Raw genomic sequence first — 4,217 nt, forward strand, 5'->3', positions numbered from 1 at the left:
ATTGCAAAGCTATCTAAATAAACTAAAACCTTCCAAAATTGTTCTAATGGAAGGTTATTTGGCTTGCTTATTTTTAGAATACCACACAATAAAAAATTATTTAAATGAAAAATGTTGACAAACTATTAGCTGGTTTATTTTACATATGCTCGTTACTTGATTTTGCATAAGGCATCTTATTGGGGAGTAAGCGGTGAGATTCTTTAGCAAACTTCATTTATTTGCCTCATCAACTAAAAAGGCGTTAGTTGATGAAAAAGTCATTAGAATATAAAAACGCAGAGGATGTGAAACCTCTACGTTTTACTATGGAATTCTAAAATATTTCCTTTGAATTTTTCTACTTCACAACCGATCAACTTACCTATATAGGAACCGTCCTTTACATTATTATTCTGAATCCATTGGGTTATATAATTTCACTTCAGGATTTTTTTCTTGAAACCATCTCAGTGCGAAGTCGTTTTCGAATAGAAAAACTTTTTTCTCATAACGATCGTTAACAAGGAGACTGCGGGAACTAGAAAGATTTTCATTCACATCATCCCCCTCAACCCACCGAACAATCTTCGAACCTACACGTTCCATATATACTTCCGTATTGTATTCATTCTTCATCCGATGTTCAAAAACCTCAAATTGGAGCTGGCCAACAGCACCAAGAAGAAGATCTTCTGTCTTAACCGTTTTATAAAGCTGGATTGCTCCCTCTTGAACAAGCTGCTGAATTCCTTTATGAAAATGCTTTTGCTTCATTACATTTTTAGCAGAAACTCGAACAAACAGCTCGGGAGTAAATTGTGGAAGTCGCTCAAATTGGAAATTTTCTTTACCTGAAGTAAGAGTATCCCCAATTTGGTATGTTCCCGGATCATATATGCCAATAATATCTCCACTTACAGCAAGATCGACCGTGCTTCTGTCATCTGCCATAAATTGGGTTGATTGTGCTAACTTGATTTGTTTGCCTGTTCTCGGAATATTGACAGTCATTCCTCTTTCAAATTGCCCTGAACAAATTCTTAAGAATGCAATTCGATCCCGATGTGCTGGATTCATATTGGCTTGGATTTTAAAGATAAAACCTGAGAACTCCGCAGATAAAGGATCAATCTCTCCAACAGTTGAATTTCTTGGTTGTGGGGCTGGAGCAAATTGCAAGTAGGATTCTAAAAAGGTTTGCACACCAAAGTTAGTCAGTGCACTACCAAAGAATACAGGTGTTAATTGTCCTTCCGCAATTCTCTCTTGCGAAAATTCATTGCCTGCTTCATTCAACAGCATGATTTCTTCAAGCGTCTGGTCATATAATCCAGAATCCTTCAATGCATGTTCCCCATCTATTTCGCCATCTTTATTTAGTTCAATGTAGCGATCATTATCATCAACACGGAATTGTTCAATTCGGTTATTGAAACGATCGTAAATTCCAAGGAATTCTTTCCCCATTCCGATTGGCCAATTCATCGGATACGATTCAATCCCCATCACTTCTTCCAGTTCAGCAAGTAGCTCTAAAGGTGTTTTCCCCTGTCTATCTAGCTTATTAATAAAGGTGAAAATAGGAATCCCTCTCATACGGCAAACTTTAAATAATTTAAGTGTCTGCTCCTCAATCCCTTTTGCTGAATCGATAATCATGACTGCGCTATCTACTGCAGTTAAAGTCCGATACGTATCTTCACTAAAATCCTGATGCCCTGGTGTATCTAAAATATTTACCCGAGCTCCATTATAGTCAAACTGCATCACACTAGATGTAACGGAGATTCCACGTTGCTTCTCAATTTCCATCCAATCACTTGTCGCATATTTGCCTGTTTTCTTCCCTTTTACCGTTCCGGCGTCTCGAATCGCACCACCGAATAGGAGTAATTTTTCAGTTAATGTTGTTTTACCAGCATCCGGGTGGGAGATAATTGCAAATGTCCGGCGCGCTATTACTTCTTCTTCAAATTTCTTTGCCATGTTTTTTCCTCGCTGACTCTCTAATTTCATACCTTTCATTTTATCGTTCAGAAAAACAGATTGCAATCCTCCATTTACACATCGTGATTATTTTTTGTAATAAAGCAATTCGTTAGATAGATTATCTGTATAAAAAGAGTGTTACAAGTTGATAGGTTGACTTCATCTCCACTATAGTTAGTCTGTCCTTTGCTTTATACACGAAAAGACTGAGCTGCAAGCACCCAGTCTAGTCGAATATGTAATTCATATTGTATTTTCAAAATGTGTTCGTTATCTCGTGTTTTCTAAATTATTTAAGGCTGTTTTCGTAAACATTGTTGCTATTTTACACATAATTTTGGTGAAGGTTGATTTCCACGTACGTGTGCTCCCTTTCCGCGGGGGAGGCGCTGAGCCTCCTCGTCGCTCACGCTCCTGCGGGGTCTCATCTGTCCTACGCATCCCGCAGGACATTGAGTAGGATTCTTAGGATTCACACCGCACGAAGGAAATGCGACAGCATTTTCGAGGATCTCGCACCTTACGCTCCAATCAACCGACCTATTTGGTAAACCATTTATTCTAACAATTGTTTTAAATATAACAATCTTTTAGAAAAGAGCCTTATTTAATGACTTCATATCATTTATAATTTCATCATAAGGCACGTCTATGCCATTATAGCCCTTCACTATTTTCCCTTCCCCATTTATTAGGAAGATTTTTGTGCTATGAATAAATTGGTCTGTTCCTTCTTCTCTTTCGGCAAGCGTCTTAAAATTCTTAGCAATCATTTTAATTTCATCCTCTGAATAACCGGTTAGGAAATTCCATGTTGAATAATCGGCTTCATATCGATCTCCATATTCCTTCAAAATTTCAGGCTTGTCCCTTTCCGGATCAACAGAAAAAGAAATGATATTGAATTTGACCTTTTCCTCATTAAGCTTCTGCTGAAGCTTTGCCATATTCGCCGTCATAGGCTGACAAACGGTCGTACATTGTGTGAACACAAAATTAGCCAGCCATGCCTCTCCAATTAAATCATCACGGCTCACTTTTTCATTGTCCTGGTTCACAGCACTAAATTCTTGTAATTCCCATTCATACTCTCCTTCAAATATTGGCTTTTCAGAGCAGCTGACAAGTATGAGCAGACATGACATAATAATGGCAGTCAGTTTTATTTGATTTCTAACTTTCATCTTTTTCCTTCCCCTTTTCTTTTTAGTTTCTCTATTCTAGAGAAATCTAAACCATTTTCGTAAGAAAGACCGTGATAGAAAACACTTATAAAACGGACTTATATGTCAAAAGAAGTACTTTACATCATGTTTAAATTCATGTATTCATTATTTAATGCGAATAATAGCGATTATACAATCGATTGAAAGGGTGAACCGTATGCCAGATCATAACCGGCATGAAAAAGGGTATAAATTATTTGAGTCGAAGGCAAAGAAATACGCAGACAACCCGAAAGAAACAATTGGCCTACTAAAAAAATCTGCACGAAAAGCAAAAAAAAATAAAACTTCATTATCAGATGTTGGTGAGAAATTCCAACTTCTTATGGAGTTAGTCAAAAGTTGGTCAAATGGAGAATATCGGGATATTTCCAAGAAATCGATTATCTTCATTATTGCTTCCATTTTGTACTTTGTTTCACCGATAGACATCATACCCGATTTCCTCATCGGGATTGGCCTTGTAGATGACGCAGCAGTAATTACATTTGCCCTAAAACAGCTTTCAAACGAACTAGAAAAATTTAAAATGTGGAACAGGATGCAAGATAATCAAATAGAATAAATGGGAACTTACCGCTCATTGCTTTACTCCATATAAATACGAACTACCTATGATTGGTAGAAGATTTTATTTCAGAACAAATGCGCAAGCGCCTTGATCACCCTCAGGCATAGGACAAGACGAGCCTCACGGAAAGGTGTCCTTTACCGATCTTTAGAGGATTGGCTTGTGACCTCGAGGTCGACAAAAACGCGACGTCCTGTTGCATTGTCGACACTAGTACGTCCTGTACGTCGGGGGTAGGCTCTCCTCCTATAAGAAAAACACTTATACTCGTGCGATGCTTATTCTGCCGAAGTATTCCTTGTGGAGCTGAACGTAGACAAACTTGTCGCAAAGTTATCCACAACATCTAAATTAATAATTTTGTATGAAAACACTTTTTGGCTAGAGGGCACTACTGAATAAGGCCCTTCATCTTCAATTTTTTTGAAGGACTACTAGTATAATATAGT

The 4,217-nt window shown here is 37.6% G+C and carries 3 protein-coding genes; 1 reads left to right on the top strand and 2 read right to left on the bottom strand.

What is annotated here, in order from left to right:
* Nucleotides 1–390 precede the first annotated feature (390 nt).
* Both J2Z40_RS19575 and J2Z40_RS19580 read right to left on the bottom strand, forming a co-directional pair.
* Entirely contained in the window at nucleotides 391–1,968 is a 1,578-nt protein-coding gene (locus tag J2Z40_RS19575) for a peptide chain release factor 3 (RefSeq protein WP_066399187.1), read from the bottom strand.
* A gap of 593 nt (nucleotides 1,969–2,561) precedes the next feature.
* The gene (locus tag J2Z40_RS19580) at nucleotides 2,562–3,155 is read right to left on the bottom strand and encodes an SCO family protein (protein ID WP_066393009.1); all 594 of its coding nucleotides are present in this window, start codon (nucleotides 3,153–3,155) and stop codon (nucleotides 2,562–2,564) included.
* 199 nt (nucleotides 3,156–3,354) lie between these two features.
* Here J2Z40_RS19580 and J2Z40_RS19585 point away from each other — a divergent pair, with 199 nt between their 5' ends.
* Nucleotides 3,355–3,762, top strand: coding sequence for a YkvA family protein (locus tag J2Z40_RS19585; RefSeq protein ID WP_066393006.1), 408 nt, complete (start codon nucleotides 3,355–3,357; stop codon nucleotides 3,760–3,762).
* Nucleotides 3,763–4,217: the final 455 nt, after the last annotated feature.

This window comes from Cytobacillus eiseniae (assembly GCF_017874625.1).
Classification (GTDB): domain Bacteria; phylum Bacillota; class Bacilli; order Bacillales; family Cytobacillaceae; genus Cytobacillus; species Cytobacillus eiseniae.